20 protein-coding genes and 1 pseudogene are annotated in these 19,311 nt (G+C 43.9%); 10 read left to right on the forward strand and 11 right to left on the reverse strand.

Going from position 1 to position 19,311, the window contains the following annotated elements; all coding sequences use genetic code 11:
* Nucleotides 1–3: 3 nt before the first annotated feature.
* The 4 genes from R7R24_RS14310 to R7R24_RS14325 all read right to left on the reverse strand — a co-directional run bounded on the left by R7R24_RS14310 (nucleotide 4) and on the right by R7R24_RS14325 (nucleotide 3,524).
* The gene (locus tag R7R24_RS14310) at nucleotides 4–1,080 is read right to left on the reverse strand and encodes a PQQ-dependent sugar dehydrogenase (protein WP_206947018.1); all 1,077 of its coding nucleotides are present in this window, start codon (nucleotides 1,078–1,080) and stop codon (nucleotides 4–6) included.
* Between the two features lie 149 nt (nucleotides 1,081–1,229).
* The gene (yiaY, locus tag R7R24_RS14315; RefSeq protein WP_005388247.1) at nucleotides 1,230–2,378 is read right to left on the reverse strand and encodes an L-threonine dehydrogenase; all 1,149 of its coding nucleotides are present in this window, start codon (nucleotides 2,376–2,378) and stop codon (nucleotides 1,230–1,232) included.
* 333 nt (nucleotides 2,379–2,711) lie between these two features.
* Nucleotides 2,712–3,362 carry an isoprenoid biosynthesis glyoxalase ElbB gene (gene elbB, locus R7R24_RS14320; RefSeq protein WP_017634378.1) on the reverse strand — a complete coding sequence of 217 codons (651 nt, stop codon included), beginning with the start codon at nucleotides 3,360–3,362 and terminating at the stop codon, nucleotides 2,712–2,714.
* 12 nt (nucleotides 3,363–3,374) lie between these two features.
* Entirely contained in the window at nucleotides 3,375–3,524 is a 150-nt protein-coding gene (locus R7R24_RS14325) for a hypothetical protein (protein WP_017634379.1), read from the reverse strand.
* Nucleotides 3,525–3,644: 120 nt separating this feature from the next.
* Between R7R24_RS14325 and yddG the strand changes: the two genes are divergently transcribed.
* Nucleotides 3,645–4,547 (forward strand): aromatic amino acid DMT transporter YddG, encoded by a 903-nt coding sequence (gene yddG / locus R7R24_RS14330; RefSeq protein WP_005389394.1) that lies wholly within the window; start codon nucleotides 3,645–3,647, stop codon nucleotides 4,545–4,547.
* Between the two features lie 151 nt (nucleotides 4,548–4,698).
* On the opposite strand, the gene R7R24_RS14335 is transcribed toward yddG, so the two are convergent.
* Nucleotides 4,699–5,592: a cation diffusion facilitator family transporter gene (locus R7R24_RS14335; RefSeq protein ID WP_191115879.1), complete on the reverse strand. Its 894-nt coding sequence runs from the start codon at nucleotides 5,590–5,592 to the stop codon at nucleotides 4,699–4,701.
* A 176-nt stretch (nucleotides 5,593–5,768) separates the two neighbouring features.
* Complete coding sequence (locus R7R24_RS14340; RefSeq protein WP_005375568.1) at nucleotides 5,769–6,647, reverse strand: LysR family transcriptional regulator; 879 nt, start codon at nucleotides 6,645–6,647, stop codon at nucleotides 5,769–5,771.
* Nucleotides 6,648–6,818: 171 nt separating this feature from the next.
* Here R7R24_RS14340 and R7R24_RS14345 point away from each other — a divergent pair, with 171 nt between their 5' ends.
* Nucleotides 6,819–7,394 carry a class I SAM-dependent DNA methyltransferase gene (locus R7R24_RS14345; RefSeq protein WP_206947020.1) on the forward strand — a complete coding sequence of 192 codons (576 nt, stop codon included), beginning with the start codon at nucleotides 6,819–6,821 and terminating at the stop codon, nucleotides 7,392–7,394.
* 155 nt (nucleotides 7,395–7,549) lie between these two features.
* Here R7R24_RS14345 and R7R24_RS14350 read toward each other — a convergent pair whose 3' ends face one another.
* The gene (locus R7R24_RS14350; protein WP_206947022.1) at nucleotides 7,550–9,517 is read right to left on the reverse strand and encodes an acetoacetate--CoA ligase; all 1,968 of its coding nucleotides are present in this window, start codon (nucleotides 9,515–9,517) and stop codon (nucleotides 7,550–7,552) included.
* A gap of 222 nt (nucleotides 9,518–9,739) precedes the next feature.
* Between R7R24_RS14350 and phhA the strand changes: the two genes are divergently transcribed.
* Nucleotides 9,740–10,534: a phenylalanine 4-monooxygenase gene (gene phhA / locus R7R24_RS14355; protein WP_054578707.1), complete on the forward strand. Its 795-nt coding sequence runs from the start codon at nucleotides 9,740–9,742 to the stop codon at nucleotides 10,532–10,534.
* The gene (locus tag R7R24_RS14360; RefSeq protein WP_005375563.1) at nucleotides 10,524–10,862 is read left to right on the forward strand and encodes a 4a-hydroxytetrahydrobiopterin dehydratase; all 339 of its coding nucleotides are present in this window, start codon (nucleotides 10,524–10,526) and stop codon (nucleotides 10,860–10,862) included. The genes phhA and R7R24_RS14360 overlap by 11 nt, the downstream gene beginning before the upstream one ends.
* 71 nt (nucleotides 10,863–10,933) lie before the next feature.
* Here R7R24_RS14360 and R7R24_RS14365 read toward each other — a convergent pair whose 3' ends face one another.
* Nucleotides 10,934–12,703 carry a choice-of-anchor I family protein gene (locus tag R7R24_RS14365; protein ID WP_054578708.1) on the reverse strand — a complete coding sequence of 590 codons (1,770 nt, stop codon included), beginning with the start codon at nucleotides 12,701–12,703 and terminating at the stop codon, nucleotides 10,934–10,936.
* Nucleotides 12,704–12,902: 199 nt separating this feature from the next.
* On the opposite strand from R7R24_RS14365, the gene R7R24_RS14370 reads away from it, so the two are divergent.
* A complete protein-coding gene (locus tag R7R24_RS14370; RefSeq protein WP_005375560.1) occupies nucleotides 12,903–13,247 on the forward strand; it encodes a HopJ type III effector protein in 345 nt (114 codons plus the stop codon).
* A gap of 38 nt (nucleotides 13,248–13,285) precedes the next feature.
* Here R7R24_RS14370 and R7R24_RS14375 read toward each other — a convergent pair whose 3' ends face one another.
* Nucleotides 13,286–13,594, reverse strand: a complete 309-nt coding sequence (locus tag R7R24_RS14375; protein ID WP_080276966.1) for a cysteine-rich CWC family protein — start codon at nucleotides 13,592–13,594, stop codon at nucleotides 13,286–13,288.
* A 144-nt stretch (nucleotides 13,595–13,738) separates the two neighbouring features.
* Here R7R24_RS14375 and R7R24_RS14380 point away from each other — a divergent pair, with 144 nt between their 5' ends.
* Complete coding sequence (locus R7R24_RS14380) at nucleotides 13,739–13,954, forward strand: DUF3820 family protein (protein WP_005375557.1); 216 nt, start codon at nucleotides 13,739–13,741, stop codon at nucleotides 13,952–13,954.
* A gap of 40 nt (nucleotides 13,955–13,994) precedes the next feature.
* On the forward strand, nucleotides 13,995–14,240 hold the full coding sequence (locus R7R24_RS14385; RefSeq protein ID WP_017821096.1) for a hypothetical protein: 246 nt from the start codon (nucleotides 13,995–13,997) through the stop codon (nucleotides 14,238–14,240).
* 169 nt (nucleotides 14,241–14,409) lie between these two features.
* Here R7R24_RS14385 and R7R24_RS14390 read toward each other — a convergent pair whose 3' ends face one another.
* The gene (locus tag R7R24_RS14390) at nucleotides 14,410–15,018 is read right to left on the reverse strand and encodes a LysE family translocator (RefSeq protein WP_054578709.1); all 609 of its coding nucleotides are present in this window, start codon (nucleotides 15,016–15,018) and stop codon (nucleotides 14,410–14,412) included.
* Nucleotides 15,019–15,179: 161 nt separating this feature from the next.
* On the opposite strand from R7R24_RS14390, the gene R7R24_RS14395 reads away from it, so the two are divergent.
* Nucleotides 15,180–16,538 carry a PLP-dependent aminotransferase family protein gene (locus R7R24_RS14395; RefSeq protein ID WP_054578710.1) on the forward strand — a complete coding sequence of 453 codons (1,359 nt, stop codon included), beginning with the start codon at nucleotides 15,180–15,182 and terminating at the stop codon, nucleotides 16,536–16,538.
* A gap of 223 nt (nucleotides 16,539–16,761) precedes the next feature.
* Here R7R24_RS14395 and R7R24_RS14400 read toward each other — a convergent pair whose 3' ends face one another.
* On the reverse strand, nucleotides 16,762–16,959 hold the full coding sequence (locus R7R24_RS14400; RefSeq protein ID WP_054578711.1) for a hypothetical protein: 198 nt from the start codon (nucleotides 16,957–16,959) through the stop codon (nucleotides 16,762–16,764).
* A gap of 234 nt (nucleotides 16,960–17,193) precedes the next feature.
* On the opposite strand from R7R24_RS14400, the gene R7R24_RS14405 reads away from it, so the two are divergent.
* A complete protein-coding gene (locus tag R7R24_RS14405) occupies nucleotides 17,194–18,240 on the forward strand; it encodes a S1C family serine protease (protein ID WP_191115876.1) in 1,047 nt (348 codons plus the stop codon).
* 813 nt (nucleotides 18,241–19,053) lie between these two features.
* Nucleotides 19,054–19,311, forward strand: a pseudogene (locus R7R24_RS14410) (hypothetical protein); the annotation flags it as partial.

The following is a 19,311-nucleotide window of genomic DNA, read 5'->3' on the forward strand; positions in this document are numbered from 1 at the left end:
TGATTACCTTTCCTCAAGACGAAATATTTTGCCGCTGTCGGTAGAAAAGTAGATATAACCAACGGGGCTGATGGTTATATCTCTTACTCGCTCTCCAAGATTCTCCATCAATCTTTTTGATTCGGTGAGCTTGCCATTCTCAATAGAGACCACGTTGATGTGCGCCAGTTTCAATGCACCAGCGAGGATTTTTCCGTCCAACTCTGGGTATTTATCGCCACGGTACAAAATCATATTGCTGGGTGCGATAGAAGGGATGTATACCAACTTTGGATCTTCCATTCCCGGTAACGACTTAGCTTCCCCGACGTCCAACGGTCCCCAATATTCTTTACCATGAGAGACTTTTGCCCAGCCGTAGTTTGCGCCTTTCTTGATTAGATTAATTTCATCGCCACCGCGTGGTCCATGTTCAATCGACCACAGCTGTTTTGTTGTTTCGTCGTAAAACATGCCTTGTGGGTTGCGGTGCCCGTAACTCCATATCTCAGGACGAGCTTCGGAAGGTTTGAATGGGTTGTCTTGCGGAACCGAACCATCAAGGTTGAGACGCAGAATACTGCCAGCATGGGTTTGAGTGTCTTGCCCATTATCACGTTCACCACGGTCACCGATTGAGAAGTAAACTTTGTCGTCAACAAATGAAAGTCGACTGCCGTAGTGACGCCCTGTGTCGGTGATGGCATCAGCAACAAAGAGATCTTTCCAACCCACAAGCTGATTGTTTTGCAATTGCGCCGTCGCTAACGCCACCGTATTGCCTTTGCTCGTGCGCTTGCTGTAGGTAAAGAAGAGTTGCGGGTTTTGCTTATCGGCATTCGGTGCGAGCGCGACATCCAATAAGCCAGCTTGCCCACTGGTGTTCACATCGGGGACGTTAAACAGCTTTTGAGGTTTGCCTGATGTGATATCCAGCAACGAAACCGTACCGTTCTTTTCATTGACGATAACGCGTTGGTTATCTAAGAACTCGATCCCCCAAGGGATCTGAAATCCATTCGCCACTTCGTTAGCGCGGTATTCGGCAGCGTTGGCAGAAAAGGATAAACAAGCGAGTAGGGCAGCTGCAATCGTTCTCATGGTTCCTTCCAATATGAATCGTATTAATGCTTAAAAGCTAACACTAAAAGAGAACGTTTTGCAGAGCATGGTTTGTATAAGAATGTAAAAAATCCCCGATACGAGATCGGGGATTGAATTAAGGCTAGAGAATTGTTTATGTAGCGAGATTACATCGCTTCTTCGAAGATCTTAGAGATTTCTTCGTGAGTTGCTTGTTTAGGGTTAGTGAAACCACAAGCATCTTTCAGTGCGTTGTCTGCTAGTGTTGGGATGTCTTCTAGTTTCGCACCAAGCTCTTTAATACCTGCTGGGATACCCACATCTTTCGCTAGAGTAACGATAGCGTCGATTGCTGCCGCTGCACCTTCTTCAGCAGACATGCCTTCTACGTTTACGCCCATTGCTTTTGCTACGTCACGTAGACGCTCAGGACATACTTGCGCGTTGTAACGCTGTACGTGAGGTAGAAGAATCGCGTTACAAACACCGTGTGGAAGGTCGTAGAAACCACCTAGCTGGTGTGCCATTGCGTGTACGTAACCTAGAGAAGCGTTGTTGAACGCCATACCCGCCATGAACTGTGCGTATGCCATTTGTTCACGAGCTTCTAGATCTTCACCGTTTTTCACTGCTGTGCGTAGGTAAGCTTGGATAAGCTCAATCGCTTTGATTGCTACTGCATCAGTGATTGGTGTTGCCGCGATAGATACGTAAGCTTCAATCGCGTGAGTTAGGGCATCCATACCTGTTGCCGCAGTTAGCGAAGCAGGTTTAGCGAGCATTAGCTCTGGATCGTTTACCGAGATAAGCGGTGTTGTGTGCTTATCAACGATAGCCATCTTAATGTGACGCTCTTCGTCAGTGATGATGCAGAAACGCGTCATTTCAGATGCAGTACCCGCCGTCGTGTTGATCGCGATAAGTGGCATCATTGGTTTTGCAGATTGGTCTACGCCTTCGTAATCTGCGATTTTGCCGCCGTTAGAAGCAACAAGCGCGATACCTTTCGCACAGTCGTGTGGTGAACCGCCGCCTAGAGAGATAACGAAGTCACATTCGTTATCAGTAAGAAGTGCTAAGCCGTCGTTAACGTTGCTGATAGTTGGATTTGGTTGAGTGCCATCAAACACAACGGTTGCTACATCGCGCTCAGTGAGAAGGTCTTGAACTTGTTTGACTACACCGATTTGGTTAAGGATCTTATCCGTAACGATCAAACCTTTTTTAAAGCCTTGAGATTGGATGCTGTCTGCTGCGTCTTTCAAACAACCAGCGCCCATTAGGTTTACCGTAGGGATAAAAAATGCACTTGTCATATTGGATAGCTCCGTCGTTATTTTTAATAATCTTTCTTAATTTGCCATTTACTGTCGCACATTCGTTTCCAGATTGAAGTTGATCTAAAGCAAGTTTACCCACTTAGAGGTAATTGCAAGAGAAAAACTGTGACAGTGATCTTGTTGCACTGCGTATAAGTGCAACACTGATATAAAGTAGAACAAATATGAAACTATGGACGCAAACGATTGGCAGAAATTGACTTCTGACGCGGATATATCTCTAAATTCGACTAAAGTATAAAAAATCCCCATTAATAACTTAATTATCAATGGGGATAGGGAAGTGTTTTATAAGCTAACTACTAATAATTAAGCTATTTTAATCAGTTTTGATACTAACTTTTCGATACCTGAAGCCGCTTGAGAGATATTCTCTGCCAACATGTAAGCAGGGGTTGAAAGTACGAGGTGTTTTTCATCAAAAACGATGTCTTCGACAGGGCACGTGGTGTGTTCACCGCCCATTTGATTAAATGCTATTGAGACTGCCTCATCGTTGCCTACCGTTCCTTTCACGCCTTGCTCATAAATCATCGGAATAATGACAGGAGAAATACACAGATAGCCAGCTGGTTTTTTCGCATTAGCAAACGCGCGACAAGCTTGAGCTACGTGTGTGTTAATGGAGCACTCCGCACCCGAAACAGCGAAGTCGGTTAAGTTTTTCGCGGCACCAAACCCACCTGGAAGCAGTAGGGCATCGTATTCATCGACGTTAAGTTTGGCGACATCGTCAATATTTCCGCGTGCAATACGAGCTGATTCGATCAATACGTTACGTGTTTCATCCATTTCGTCACCAGTTAGGTGATTGATGACGTGGAGTTGGTCAATGTTAGGTGCAAAGCAGTGCCAAGTTGCACCTGCCTTCTCGATGGCGTAGAGCGCCAACACTGCTTCGTGGATCTCAGAACCGTCGTAAACGCCTGAACCACTTAAAATGACTGCGACTTTTTTCATGTTTGGATTCCTTTACTCTGAACGTTCCTTAGATTGCTCTTCGCTATCTAGACCATGCGTTTCCGAATGTGTTTTAACGTTTTCACTCTCGTTGTCATCTTCATCATAGTAGCGCACAACAAAGGGTGTAAGCATAACACTAGAGGGCAGAAAATGTTTCATATCGACTCCAACGGCTTAATAGAATGATTTTTATACTGATTTTTATAAAACAGTACGTTGAACCTGATCATTTTTGAGTTAAGCTGACGTTTCCTTTGGCATTCGTGAGTGGTAGGTCACATGAAATCAGTGCAATTTCGTTTCACACTTTATGGTTGTATCGCGATTCTCTCTTGGAGTTGTCTGCTTGGCATCGCGAGGTTGGTTACGGAGAGTTTAGGTCCTGTAGGCGGGGCAGCCATGTTGTACTCTCTTAGCTCTGTTTTCCTTCTTATCGTGGTCGGTATTCCAAAGTTGTCTTACTTTTCTCCCAAGTATCTTGCGCTTGGTGGTGCGATGTTCGTCTGTTATGAAATATTTCTCGCTCTATCTTTGGGATATTCCAACTCGCGCGCGCAGGCAATTGAGGTGTCGATTGTCAATTACCTTTGGCCCGCACTGACGGTTTTATTTGCGGTCCTTGGCAGCAATAAAAAAACAAACTGGTTGCTTTATCCCGCAGTTACGCTGGCGTTTGTTGGGGTTGCTTGGACTGTGAGCGGTGAGAATGGCTTATCCATAACTCAGATCATGTCCAATGTTAGTAGTAACCCTCTGGTGTATTTTATGGCTTTCGCTGGCGCGGTTATATGGGCTTTTTATTGCAACTTAACCCAAAGGCAGCAATCTAAACATAATGCGATTACCCTGTTTTTTATTGCAACAGCTGTTTCGCTTTGGGTCAAATACGCGTTTACGGATGAGCCACCAATGACATTCAGTTGGGAAGCGATGGGGTACTTAGTGGCCTCTGCCGCTTTAATGGCTGGTGGTTATGGTTTATGGAATATCGCGATCGTTGGCGGCAATATGGTTTTTCTCGCCACCTTGTCTTACTTCACACCCATTTTTTCCGCTTTATTTTCTTCCATTATTCTTGGCGTAACTCTGAGCCATAGCTTTTGGCAGGGCGTTGTGATGGTAACGGTGGGCTCGCTGATGTGTTGGTTAGTCACCAAAGAGAAGCGCGAAGCGGCTGGGTAAGTTACCAACGAGATCAGAGAATTTAAGTGAGCAACGAACAGATCTCCCTTGCGAGCTGTATTCGAATACGAAGCAACTAAATCGAAAAAATTAAAAAAGCTCCCGAGATTGGGAGCTTTTTATTGAGTTTTAACGGCTCTTTGGTGGCGCTCTAATAAGCGACGTTCAAGTGTAGTTGAAGCTTGAATCTGTGCTTTGACAGTCGCTTGATAAGCTGCTTACGAGTGTGCTCTAGTGTGTCAAGCTCCAATGTGTCGTCATCAATATGTACGTCCACATTTACTCGTAGCTCTTGGCCCACCTTCGTTACGCCAGCCAGTTTCAATTGATGCTCAGTCACTTTTTCAATCTCAAGAACATCTTTGCCAACGCTCTGACACAGCTCTTTGCTTGGTGTCATCATTAGTAGTTCACGTAAGGCACCTACTAGCATATCGAACGGTACTTTGAGGAAGTAAAAGCCCATTAAAACCATCATCATGGGGTCGGCATATACCGCATACTCAGAGAATGGCGTTAGTGAAACAGCCCAAGCCGAGATAAATCCTACGGTCACCGCCACACTTAGCAGAGTATCCATTTGCCACTGTTTTTTCTCCGCTTCAATCAAGCCTGATGAGAAGCGGAGGCTGCGTTTCGCCATAAACCACCAAGCGTAACCACAACCGATAACATTCACGATGCCGAATAAGGTCGCAATAGAAGCATCGACCTCGCGACCTCCAGACATCAATGCTGATATCGCAGAGTAGAGAGAGAAGCTTACAACCACTAAAATGACGGCTGCTTTTATCGCAATAACGATTGGTTCTAAGACCGCTTTTCCAAATGGGAATACAGATTTTGAAGGCTTGTTAATATAGTAAGAAGCGGCCAGTGACAATAAAGTTAACAGTAAGCTGACCAAAGAGTAAACACCGTCAAAAACGATGACAATTGAGCCTACAAGCAAGCCAAGTACCATACCACCAGCAGCGAACCCAGATGCCAAAAGGGCTGAAATGGTTAGAATACGGTTTTCGTTTTTGCTTGTCCTGTCACACATAAAAGATGCCTTTGAATTTTAATACCTTACTATTCTTCGCTCATAAGGTAATTTAGGCAACCACAAAGTGACCAGTAACTAATTTAAAAAATTGCGTTTTTATTTATGTTCTTATAAAACAATGACTTACTGTGATTTTTTGGTGTCAGTAAAATTGACGCTCACTGATGAAATGTTTAGAAGTCAAATAAATACTCGCTCAATTTATCTGCTAACCACGTCATTGCTGGATGCTCAGTATGGCCGTTAGGTGAAAACATACAGTAGTCTTCTTGCGTCAATCCGTATGTGTGTTTGATAACGGCGAGCTTCTGCTGACGAAGGTAATGGCGGATTAATGGTTCAGGAAGCACGCCCCAAGCGTCTTCTTCTAAGATGGTGTTCAGCATGTAGTCAAAACTCGAAAAACCAATATATCGAGTCGAGAAAGGTTGCAGTTCAGGGTTGTCTTTCTCATTTAGGTACACCATTAGTGCTTGCATCTGACTACGTAGATCTTCGTCTGAGACACGGCGCATCTTACTTAGGCGGTGTTCTACACTGCATACTGACATCATACGTATCTTGCCTAATGGGTTATATACGATACGAGGATCGTCTACTCGCTCATAATCAACGCCGAAAGCAAAATCTACTTGGTGGGTACTGACCAAGTTGGCTAAGTCGCCACTGGATGCCAAGATTAAGTTGAAGGTTGTTGAAGGAAAGCGGTTATTCAATGTATGAGATAATTCTTGCCAGAGATCATCAGGTAAGGAGTCGTCACGTGCTACCCAAACTTCCGCGTTAAACCCTTCCGAGATTTGAGCGCAGGTCTTTCTGACCCGTTGTGCGATGATAAGTAGGTGTTCGCAATCTTTGTAAATGGCTTTACCAGCTTCAGAGAGGGTGAGCTGGTTGCCAGTTCGGTTAAACAATTCAACGTCGAGATCTTTCTCTAATGCCTTAATCGACATACTGAGTTTGGTGCGATTGCAGTCGAGTTGCCTTGCCGCTTCAGAAACAGAACCACACTCAGCGATGGTGCAGAAGGCTTCTACTTGAGTTAAGTTCATGATTTGACACAACCAATAAATGAATTCAAATAATTTGGGTATTATGCAGATGCGCTCCCAAAGCCATGAAAGATTATCGAAAAAAACGCGAATCCGCCAGATAAGTCTATGGTCTTTTAACGGTTTTGCGGTAATCTATGTGGGTTACAAAAAGTGAACATGGAGGCCACGATGGCACAAGATTGGGACGGCTTAGCAAAAAACTGGGAATCAAATCCAGCAACAGAGCAATTTGCGCAGTCGGTGTTTGAGCAGTTACAACAGCTAACTCAGCTTGATGGCATTAAAGTACTAGATTTTGGATGCGGAACAGGGCAGTTAAGTCAACGATTGTCACCGATGGTTAAAGACATCGTAGCATTAGACGCATCGGAAGCCATGATTGAGGAACTCGATAAAAAAGAGCTCGTCAACGTAGAACCTGTGGTAAATGCATTATCTCGCGGCTTGGTTGCTCAGCACCCTGCGTTTCGTGGACAGTTCGACTTGGTGGTTGCATCATCAGTTTTAGCGTTCGTGGAAGACTTAGACGCGTCATTAACGATCTCGCATTCTCTACTTAACCACGGCGGCTATTTTGTTCATTTTGATTGGATTGCAGAATGTGAACAAGACGGTTTTACCCTTGCGAAGTCTGAGCGTGCACTGAAAGAAGCGGGTTTTGCTGAAGTTGAATCGCAACACGTTTTTGACATTACATCTGATGGTAAAACAATGTCGGTATTAATGGGGCTTGGTCGTCGCTAATACCGCTGAATAAAGAACAAAAATGGACAAAAGCGAGCTAACAAGCTCGCTTTTTTCTTATCTGCTGAGGGTATGTGTAACTTCACTTGCTCTAAACAAGTCGTCGTGGTGCAGGCAAGGACATACTCGAACAACTAAGTCTTCGGAGGTTATTTTTAGACGATTATCCTGCGTATCTCCTCCAGCACTTCAGGGTTGGCTATTGCGCCTAAATTTTCGACGTTTCGGTTGTTAACGACTTGCTTAACGGCTAACTCGACCAGCTTTCCTGAGCGTGTCTTAGGTATATCGCTTATTGCGTAAATCGCACTAGGTACATGCCTTGGAGAACATGCAGACTTTAGCTGTGCTTTGATGGAAGCGATCATCTCGTCATTGAGCTCTACCCCTTTGACTAATTGGACAAACAGCCATATTTGTTCGTTGCGATCGACTTCTTTTCCTACTGCGATCGAATCTAGAATACCGTCTATACAGTTCACTTGCTGATAGATTTCGGCCGTGCCGATTCTTACGCCACCGGGATTCAACGTGGTATCACTTCGACCATAAAACACGTATCCCCCAACGCGAGTCTGTTCAACATCATCGCCGTGGTGCCAAATATTGTCGAATTTATCCCAATAAGCGCGATGATATCTCTCACCGGTGTCGTTCCAAAAGCCAGCAGGGAAGTTGGGTAATGAATTGGCACAAACCAACTCACCGCGATCTCCCATTACGCTATTACCTTGTGGGTTAAAGACTCGGACATCGACCCCTAACCCTGCTGATTGGCACTCTCCCCGATAAACGGGAGAAATAGGGTTGCCTAATACAAAGCAGCCACAAATGTCTGTTCCGCCAGAAATCGAGGCGAGGTGTACATCTTCTTTAATGTGCTGATAGACATAATCAAACTGTTCTGGATACAGAACAGAGCCCGTTGAGCAAATGGTTTTCAGATTTGGAAATGCATCACTTTTCTGCGGAGAAAAAGATGCTTTTTCCAGCGCCTCTAGGTATTTTGCTGAGGTTCCAAATAGCGTCACTTCGGCTTGTTCTGCGAGGTCCCAGAGCACATTATGAGTGGGGTAAACAGGGCTACCATCAAAAATCACCAAACATGCACCGCTCGCGAGTGAAGAAACGTGCCAGTTCCACATCATCCAGCCGCAGGTTGTGTAGTAAAACACTCGGTCGTTCGGTTGAATATCGCAATGCAGTTGATGCTCTTTCAAGTGATTAAGCACCGTTCCGCCGACGGAATGAACGATGCATTTCGGTTTGCCTGTTGTGCCTGAAGAATAAAGCACAAATAGCGGATCGTTAAAATTCACACGAGTAAAAGTCAGCGCTTCGGGGGTGTATTGATTCAGGACGTTTTGCCAATCTTGGGTGCAGACATCGCATTCAAAAATGTGTGGTTTAAGGTAGCTAATTTGGCAAACTTGTTTAAGACCATCAAGATGATCCGCAATATGCTGGTTTTTCTCAGACATATCGAAAGTTTTGCCATTGAATGTATAGCCATCACAAGTAAACAGGATTTTGGGTTTCACTTGACCAAAGCGCTCCAAAACGCTTTCGACGCCAAAATCAGGTGAGGTGGAAGTCCAGGTCGCCCCTAAACTAGTGGTTGCTAGCATGGCTATCACCGTTTGAGGTAGGTGAGGTAAATAACCAGCGACGACATCACCTTGCTTAATTCCACATTCTTTCAACCATTGCTGCACACTCGAAACTTCTTCGCACAATTGTTTCCAGGTGTAGGTCTGTTTTTCTTCACGTTCATTTTCAAACCAAATAGCGAGATCATCGGGTTGGTGACACGCGTAGGTTAGCAAATTTTCGGCGTAGTTAATTTGCGCGTTTGGGAACCATTTTATATCCCTATTTTCAACATGTTGCTGCCAGCGACTTTCTGCTCGCTCTTTTATGGTCTCTCCCTGAGTACCAATGACGTCGCAGAATAGCCAAACTTCCTGCCAAAATTTTTCTACATGATCGAGTGACCATTGATGCAGATCAGCGAAGCTTTCAAGGGTACTTCCTTGTCGATTAATGTGTTCAATAAACTGTGTAATGTTGGCTTCTTCGATACGACTTTCGCTCGGTTGCCATACTTTGCTGCTCTCGCGCATAGGTCCCTCTATAACAAAGTGATAACAGGTTTTAGTTTGAGAGGAATACACGATAAAGTCAAACAAGCCAGATATTATATCGTGTCATAAAAATCATGCAGTTACGATGTGTTGTAAACAATATGTTACATCGGGATGATGCTGAGAAAATCGCGCAGGGATTGGAAGCTCTTAAGACTACAGATAGGCTTAATGTAAAGGATTTGTTAATGGAGATGAGCCATGACCCAGTATCGTTCTAAACCCGTAAACCAGGAAGGCAGGGTTGAATGGAGCCGTGAAGAAGACGCCATTTGGCGAGATTTGGTAACACGACAAATGGGTGTGATCCAAAACAGAGCTTGTGAGGCTTATTTACACGGTTTGACGCTGCTTGATTTACCTCAAGACCGCGTTCCTCAGTTACCAGAAATTAATCGTGTCTTGATGGAGACAACAGGTTGGCAAGTGGAGCCCGTTCCCGCGCTTATTGATTTCGACCGATTTTTTAATCTACTCGGTAATAAGCGCTTTCCAGTCGCCACATTCTTGCGTACAAGAGATGAGTTCGATTACTTACAGGAGCCAGATTTCTTCCACGAAATATTTGGTCATTGCGCGATGTTAACCAACCCAGACTTTGCTGCATTTACCGAGCATTATGGTCAACTAGGGCAAGCCGCTACCCCAAAACAAAGAGCCTATATCGCTCGCCTCTACTGGTTTACCGTAGAGTTTGGCTTGGTGAAAGAAGGGGACAAAACCAAAATTTACGGTGGTGGTATTCTTTCATCTCCTGGCGAAACCCTCTACGCATTAGAGAGTGATGCAGCAATTCGCGACCCATTTGAATTACAAACAGTGCTGAGAACGCCTTATCGTATCGACATCATGCAACCGAAGTACTACGTGATTGATGACTTTTCTCAGCTCTTTAAAATCAGTCAGTTAAATTTATTGAAACAAGCCGATCTAGCGATTGAAGCTGGACTGCTTCCTCCACTTTTTGAACCAAAGGAACCTGCTCATGTTGAATGAACAAAAATGCGAAGCTTGTAGTATCGATGCCATTGCACTAAGCAAAGAAGAGCAACAGTCTCTGCTTCTGCAATTGTCTGATTGGCAGATCATTGAAAGAGAAGATATACCTCAACTAGAAAAGGTGTATAAATTTAAGAACTTCAAACAAGCATGGGCTTTCAGTAACAAAATCGCGGAACTGGCAGAAGATGAGTTCCACCATCCTTCTATTTTGTTGGAATGGGGTAAGGTTACCGTAACGTGGTGGAGTCACTCTATCAAAGGTCTGCATAAAAACGATTTTATCTGCGCATCAAAGTGTGACGCGCTAGCATCGGCAGAGTAGGACATTACCTCATACAAAAAAACGCCCGGCTTACGTCGGGCGTTTTGGTTCTAAATGACTTTTACATTACTTTATAGATTGATTCGGAAGACGGATGTCGTGCCCGATACCTCATTGCCAACGGCGATAAAATGACCACCATTACGGGTAAAGTAATTAATGGATTCTGGACCTAAATCGCCTGCTTTTGGATTGTATGTGTCGTTCATGCATTCGCCATCTTCGACTTCTGTACATACTGGCTGATTGTAATCACGGCGGTTTACGTAATGCATAAACTGCGCTTGTTTCGGGTCTGTGATGTCATAAATCATGATACCGCCTTGACGCTCCAAGCCGATAAACGCGTAATGACGACCGTTAATTTGTGCTACTTCAATCGCCTCTGGCTCAATACCTTTATCATCACTTCGGTCATCGCCACTATTATTGTTATCGTTGGTGCTGTTGAAGTTCTTGCCTTCATTCAGCAGCGCGATAGTCGCGAAATCGTCACCACTATCGAAGACCAACTTGCCGTTTTCATCCCAAATCGAGAATGAACGCGCGCCAAATGATTGAACATTCTCTTGTGCAGAAAGCGTTTGTTCCGGCTTAATCACTTTTAAACGCGCGAGTTGTTTGTTGTCTTTTAGTGCCTCTGCCAATGGGTGTTCTGCTGCTACTTTCAGCTTCTTACCGCGCACTTCATCAATATGGCTTAAACAGTTCCCTTGCTCAGATGTGTATTCATCTGTACCAAGGTAATCGTCTTCATCCCACATAAAGCCAGCTTTGTCGCACAGTTCTTGAGTGGTTGTGAATCCGTACTCACGCCCGTCGCCTTCATTTGCAGATACGATGTAAGTACTCCCATTCACTGAGTAGCTGTCGATGGTGTCAGGCATAAATAAGCCAACCAGTTGTGGGTAGCTTTTCAAGTTCCCAATGATTTTGTCTTTGTTGGATGCATCGAGTTTAGCGCCCGACCAAGACTTCTCACCCAAGCCAACAATTCGCTCTACTGATTTGCTCTCTGGATTGACGATTGCCATGGCGTTATTTTCTTGTAGCGCGACATAGATTTTGCCGTTATCTGCAAAAGTGAGGTATTCCGGCTCTAGATCTTGTGCGATGGTGGCGTTTGCCCCCGAAATACGCACATTCATTGGGAGCTCTGCTTTTCGTGAATCATCAAATTCGTTAAAGCCAATTTGTGACACTTCTGCTTGAGTAACACCAAGGCTCAGATCGATCAAAGTGATACTACCTTCAGGGTCAATGCTGTAATCGCTGTTTGGTTCTCCTTCATTAGCGGTTGCGATGTATCGGCCATCTTTTGAGAAGCCAACCATATCTGGCAATGCGCCTGTTGGGAAAATCGTGACTAATGACAAATCGCCGGAGCGGTACAAGCCAACAATACCATTCGCTTGTTTATTACTGTTTTCAATCGCAACTGCTACCAAACCATTGAATACAGCGACACTGTTTGCTGCGCCAATTTCAATGCCCGCTGCTTCGCCAGCGCTGTTGAGATCAATGAATGCGCTTTGCGTTGGTACGCCGTTGTCATCCATAGAAAGTACATCGACACGTTTTGCTTGAGCATTAACCACATAGAGCTTATCCGTACAAGCGTCATAACTGACGATTTCAGCTGCCGATGTGTCGAATGGAGCATCAGCAACGGATGTTCCGATAAACGTTAAACCTTGAATTGACGTTTCCCCAGTAACGGGTGCAGTGGTAGGTTTGCATTGTGTAGCGAATGAAGCCACGGTATCTTCGGGTTGTGATGAACACGCGATGGCAAGTGATGACAATGCGAGTACACCGATTGCCTTTAAAGGGGTGATCATGATATCTCCTTATCAATCCGATAGGTTGTCAATCAGCACGGGTTTTATGCTGCTGTCCATTTCCGCAACTGGAATGATAGAGCGCTGAATGACGTTTGATTTGGTAAGGCTCTGAATATATGTATGATTGATGACTCTTATATTGGCTTTTTATGAAACTAATGTGTCATCAATATGATGAAGTAGGGATAGAGGAATAATGGAATTAAAATCGTTTTTAGATTTATTGGCAGCGTCACCAGAGCAGGTCGAATTTGAAGCAACGATGGCGGTGATCGAAGATAACTATACGTTTGAGCCAACCGCTTTTGTAAATGGTGAGACACAAAACAATGCAGGCGAGAACAACGGTTCGTGTAAGATCTTCGCTTTCGGTTTGCTAAACAACCTAGACAAAGAAGCGACGCTAGCCTGCTTTGGCCGTTTTTATCGTGAAGATGTATTGCAGCATCCAGAGAACAGCGATCACCAGAATATTCGTAATTTTATGGTGACAGGGTGGGAAGGCATTAAGTTTGAAGCGTCCGCTTTAACCGCTAAATAAACACCAGTCAGAAAACGATGATCAGTAAGCCAGTCGTACTACGCGACTGGCTTTTTTTCTAGACATTTTCGGCACAAACACAGCTGGTTGGCACTTGGCTTGGGTAAATCACGGGTTTCAATAGTAAAGCACCAGCATGTCTCTTTGCCTGCGGCGATATCACAATGGGCTTGAGTCCCGCATTCAGGACAACTGTGTGTTGAATCTTCTCCTGCGATTTGTTCGATAATCGCATCTCGTTGGAGATCGGTTTTGTCTTTCCATTGGATGATTTCATCCATCGTTCGGTGACAACCAGAGCATATTCCGGCGTTATTTTTACATGCTGCTCGACAAGGTGACTTCATTGCTTTCTCGTTCTCATTTTTTATGCCGCGTACTCTAGCATAAAGCGAGTCAAGGCCGCCAAAAATAAACGTGACTGCGATTTGCTGGTGAGGAGGGAGAACCAGTGTTACCCTTGGGCGAGTTACCTTAACTCTCTGTCACTTATGTTAGAAAAAGAAAACCTCATTAAACTCGCTAGAATGCAAATGCCATTTGGGAAATATGCAGGGCGAGTGTTAATCGACCTGCCTGAAGAATACTTACTGTGGTTTGATAAAAAGGGCTGGCCAAGCGGCGAGCTAGGGGATTTGCTCAAGCTATGTTTAGCGCTCAAAATTGAAGGCTTAGATAGTGTCGTGAAGCCTTTGAAGCGTATGTAACTAGCCACAGAAACTCCCACTCTTAATGAAAAGACTTATTATGAATTTTGATATCGATGCACTGAAACACCACCAATTGGTCGAAGATGGTAAATTAGAGGGATGTTACATTCATCAGCCAGCTCAAGGTAGCCAGCAAGATGACAAAGCTGTTTTGGCAGAGCGCCAAGCGTTGGAAAAGTTGGGATATAAGGTAATACAGGTTAAAGCTAAAGGCGGGACAACAACGTTTGCCGAGGCGATGCAAAAGCTTGCGAAGGAAACTGGTCACCTGCCTAAGGAGTAAGTGAGTGTAACCTGCCACAGCCTTACAAGTTCTCCCACCAGACTATTTTTTCATTCAAAAGAGCCAGACCGTTAGGCTGACTCTTTTTTGCCCCAAAGTGTGTTACGCCTCGAAATGCGAATTTAGATAATTGGCAATTTTATACATACAAAACTCTGCTCTTTGCCATTCAGGCAGAGTGCCCCAAAACTGGTAACAATGATATGAATGTTATCGTCGCTAGGCTGATGTTGAACACGCGCTGTCTTAATACGGTATTGAGATAAATACGAATTTTTTTACCAACCCAGACCCAAGTAATATTTGCAAACAGTCCGAATGTCGTAAACACGAAAGTAATCAATGTAACAGAGAACCAATAGTTAGAAGGGAGACTATAACTTGTGACCAAAGCAAGTGATGCCATCCAAGCCTTCATATTACCCAGTTGAAACAACGTAGCCTGAGTTATGTTGATTGGTTTGCTTTTAGTGGGTTTGCCTGCGAAAGGGTTAGTACATAGCAGCTTAATCATCAGCCAGAACATGTAAACCAGACCGATGTATTTTATAGCGAGATACCAACTTGGATGAGTTTGTAGGGCAACACCGACACCACATGCACAAAGCAGAATTAACCCTATTACGCCAATACGGATACCAATTAGGTGTCGCCATGATTTCCTTATACCAAATTGTGCCCCTGAGTTGGCGAGCAATAAGTTATTTGGGCCGGGTGTTATGGCGGTGACAAACGCAAATAAACTCATCGCTGGAGTTAGGTCCCATAATGTTGTCATTTCTTTTCTTCTCAAATTAGTGCTGATAAGCCAAGAATAAAGGGATGAAGTGAGAGAGACCTACAGTTAATGCGTCATGGTGACAATTCTTTGATTTCATTTTCGTCAGGCCTTATTTATCCTGAATACAAGAGTTAATTGTACCCCTTCGGAGAGAGACAATGTTAGTCCCTGATATATCGGGTCGTTCCGGACCTAAGTTTATGGCACTGGCTGAAGCGATTGCAGAGGTGATAGAGAGTGGTGAACTCGAACCAGACACTAAATTACCTCCTCAGCGTATTTTATCTTATCGCTTAGGTGTGACGGTTGGAACGGTGACGAGGGCATATAGGGAGCTAGAGCGGAGGGGCTTAACGGAACCAAAAGTAGGAAGCGGTACTTATGTACGTAACAGAGAAACTGAACTGAACCACTTTTATCATCCGGTATTGGAAGAAAAAGGCATTGATCTGGCACGTTGCCGACCTTTGCTATTATCGCAACCGAAATTTCTTGCGAATGCGTTGAAAGAGCTATCACACGAGGAAATTGCGCAGGCAGCCGTGCTGGATTACTACTCCGCTGATGGCATTCGGGGTCATAACGAGACTCTTCGACAATGGCTGATGACCAAATTCAATATCGATATTGATGCACGGCGTCTAGTGTGGACTCATGGAGGGCAACACGGGATATCGTTGATTATTCAATCTCTAAGCCGCCCTAAAGATACAATTCTTTCTGAAGGGCTGTGTTATCCAGAGTTCATCTATGCATGTCAGCAATCCGAACGAAAGCTAGTGCCAGTAAAAGTCGATGAACATGGATTAGATCCAGAAGATCTGGCTTTGCACTGTAAGAGGCATCGCCCAAAACTGCTTTATCTTACGCCGGGAATACAGAACCCGACCGGAGCTCAGTTAACGGATAGCCGAAGACTAAAAATCATAGAGATATGTCGTCGTTACAATGTGTTGATTATTGAGGACGATGTTCTCTACTGCCCACCGTCTCATCGAAAGAGTCCCTTAGTTGCTATCGCTCCAGATATTACCTTATACGTGGGCAGTTTTTCTAAGTACTTTGCAGGTGGATTGCGGCTGGGTTTCATCATTCTGCCTTTGTCGTTCAAAGATTTACTGCAACGTGCGCTACGAGCCAGTTGTATGTATGTTAGCCCTTTGATAATCGACCTTGTTTGTCGTTGGTTAACTAGCGGAGCTATGCAAGCCGTGGACAAAGAGATAGCGATGGAACTCAGTGCACGTCATCGGATCTGGAAGGCAGTATTTCCCGAAATCCAGATTGGTGTTCCTGGTTACAATGTGTGGCTACCTTTGCCTGAGCCATTAACAGGGTATCACTTTAACCAGTCGTTGTTGAAACATGGTGTCAGAGTGAGAGAAGCGGAAATGTTTGCTGTGGGTCGGTATGAAGTGCCGGCAGCAGTGAGGATATCACTTGCAGGTCCATTAAGCCGATTACAATTGCAATCAGCTTTAGATATCGTAAGAGAGCAAATCAAACGGTTAACTTAAGTTTCATAGTTCACATGGATTGCTCAATATCTAACTATTCAATGCTCTATTAGGATTGAACACACCGATATACATAAAGTGCTCGAAGTTGTGCTCAAAGTCTCAAAAGTTACTTGAAATCTGAAACTCGCTTAGACGTCTTTTGGGCAGCATCGAGTTGATTCATCTTTGTCGAGAACCTTCATGTTGAGTACTTTCCAACGCAAAAGTGCCCCATTCCTTCTCAGAGCTGAAGAACACTCATAATTTTGTCTATCACTTCTCTATAGATCTTATCAAAAAGGCTGCGTAAGGAAATGAATTGTGGGCCTCGTACGTTGTTGGCGAAAACATTGTATTCAGCCAGTAACTCAGTGAGTCGAGTAGCGATTGCCTCAGCGACGCTTTTCTCAATGCCAATTCGGTTTGTGGTGTGTTCCATGTTTTCTCCCAGTTTCAGTTGAGGCTCGTGTTTGAGTGAACTTTGGAGAGCTTGATAGTGAAGTGCTTTAAAAGAGTTGCTTCCGGCTCTGGTGTGCTCATGCTCATCCGGTTTTTTCTAACATATCATCTAGCTACTTAGAGCTTTTCTGTAGCATTTGGAAACGAATGACCAATCAAATAACCATGGAGTTAGTGGTAGAATTCTGCCCCCCTTTTCTTTTTGGAGATGTTAGTGAAAAAGTTACTTTTGTTATGTATGGTGTCTTTATCTTTAATGGGCTGTGTGTCTTCACAAGTAGCCGTTGTTGATAACACTGCTGTAGGTAACGATAACATTCATGTTGTAATTGAAAGTGACTCGGTCGAGGACCGAATTGGTGTTGGTCCGGTTATCTTGAAGTATTTAGAAGATAAAGAAATCTCATCAGAACTTGGTCATGGCGGTAAGTACTTTGCACAGTCTGGCACTGGTAGCGGTTTCTTGGTTGCTGGAAACAAGTGGCTCACCAATTACCATGTAATAAAAGATTTAGACAGTATTACTATCAGTTATGCAGGAAAGAACATTCCGGCTACCGTTATTGCTACTGATAAACATAATGATCTAGCCCTCCTTAAGGCAGACAGCGGTGATTTGAAATCAATAAAGTTCGCTACAGCTGAAGTTGGAAATAGTATTTATGTTTCGGGTTACCCGCTCTCGTCTATGTTGGGCGATTACGCAAGGCTGACTACGGGAAATATTAGCAGTTTGTATGGGTTTGACGGTAACGCTAGCAACATACAAATTACGGCCCCAATCTCTCCAGGGAACTCGGGAGGCCCTGTAACAAATACTGACTTTGAAGCGGTGGGAGTGGTCGTTAGCACAGCAAATACTGTTGCGATGGCCAATAGAATCGGTTCGCTACCACAAGGCTTAAACTTCGCTGTATCTCCGAACGTTGCCACAGGTTTCTTGTTGCAAAATGGCGTTGAGATACCAAAAGAAACTGTAGATAGCGTTCAGGCGCTTCTCAATAGTACGGCATTAATTTGGAATGGTGATTCAACGAAGCAGAAGCGGACTTATATCGCCAAGTTCACTTATAGATATTATTGGGACCTAGGTAACCATCTGTCGTATATGAGATTGCACCTGATTGATAGCAATACTGGTGAAACGGTTTTAAAGTCATCCCTCGAAGCTGATTCAATGGGTATCCAAGGTCCGGTTTATGACATGATGAACAAGGTCACCACGGAATTAGGGATAGGCCTCAACGAAACCAATATGTGATTTGGATAGCCAAGGTTCAATATCAAAGAGTCGTTCTACTTAGTTAGTTCGGCTTTTTGGCATTCTCCTGCTGCAAGTACTAAAAGTTTTCAGGAGGAATAAAAATCCTGAAATCAACTGCCGTCACTACTGGTAGCTATACGGCAGTTGATTTCATTTTTAAATCGGTTGGTTGACTTCTATTGTAAATTTTTTAAGAAGAAGGTTAGTGCTAGTGAGACAGACAAGTCTATACCTAGCGTGCTAGATTCCTTTTCATATTCTGATTGAGCATTGGCTGTAAATGTCAGTAAAACCATTAAAACGTTAACGAATCATTTCATTTCCACTCTACACTTTTCATTGGTTGATTTTGGGCAGAGAATTATATTGACACGAAGCTGTAGAATTCTTAGCTCACATCAAAGTATATAAATGATTTGTAGGTAAATTTTGTAAGTAAATTTTAAAGCTCGCATTCAATAACTTTCTCTGTTGCTATTTAGAGGAATCTTGGTCGATTCAAACTCTTTATCAGCCATAGCCGCTTGAGTATATCCTTCACCATCGCTGTTTGAACTGCACTAGTAAGACTGGCCACTTCAGTACGCTACTTTCCAATGCCTTTAAGTAATTCATGAAATGCTAATGTTCCAATTTCCTAAACTCATTTTTGTCCAAGAGAGTGCTGGCGCAGTTCAAAGTAGGCACTTGCTTTGGGTTACTCGACTCCAAGTAACTTTATTGCTATGTTTCGCAAAATATATGGAGAATCTCCTGCGCGTTATTTTTCTAGATGCCGTGCAGAATAATGTGTTGACCGGCTGAGGGAAAATGAAAACCAAAATAATAATGTCGTTTCTACTCGCTACATTGTGTGTCAGTGCCAGCGCCAGTACGAATGAGCCGAAATACCATTCTGCGCTAACAATCAAAACGGGATTCAGTGAAGACAGAGATAAGCCAGTAGAAGTCTATTATTGGTATCCCACAACGAACGAAAAAAACAATTTCACGTTTGGTAGGGGGAACATTTTTAAATCAGTCGAAACGCAGTTAGATGCCCCTTTAGCAAGTGGAAAATTTCCCGTT

The organism is Vibrio sp. 704 (assembly GCF_033339295.1).